This window comes from Flavobacterium xizangense (assembly GCF_054075145.1).
In genome coordinates this window covers 1-286 of the sequence record NZ_JBSIPG010000062.1, presented here as the reverse complement: position 1 = coordinate 286, position 286 = coordinate 1, and the positions used below count along the sequence as shown (strand labels likewise).

General features: G+C 36.4%; 1 protein-coding gene. It reads right to left on the bottom strand.

Annotated features, from left to right (window positions below; all coding sequences use genetic code 11):
- Positions 1–286, bottom strand: a 286-nt coding sequence (locus ACWA1B_RS22520; protein ID WP_456910825.1) for an ACT domain-containing protein, incomplete at both ends; no start/stop codon positions are given.

Sequence of the window (286 nt, the reverse complement as noted above, 5' to 3'; positions counted from 1 at the left end):
GAATTTTCTTTGATTGTGAATCTGTTCGATGAATTTTTCACCCACATTTCCAACTCCCATTACAAATAAATTCAGCTGTTTTGTGTTTTCTTCAAAGAAGTTTTCGTGAAGCGTATTCAATGCTTTTTTAACGTCTCTTTCGTTAATTACAGTCGAAATATTACGTTCAGAAGCACCTTGCGCGATGGCGCGAATGTTTACGTTGTTTTTTCCTAAAGTGCTGAACATTCTTCCGCTTAAACCTTGGTGATTTTTCATGTTTTCGCCCACCAAAGCAATAATGCAA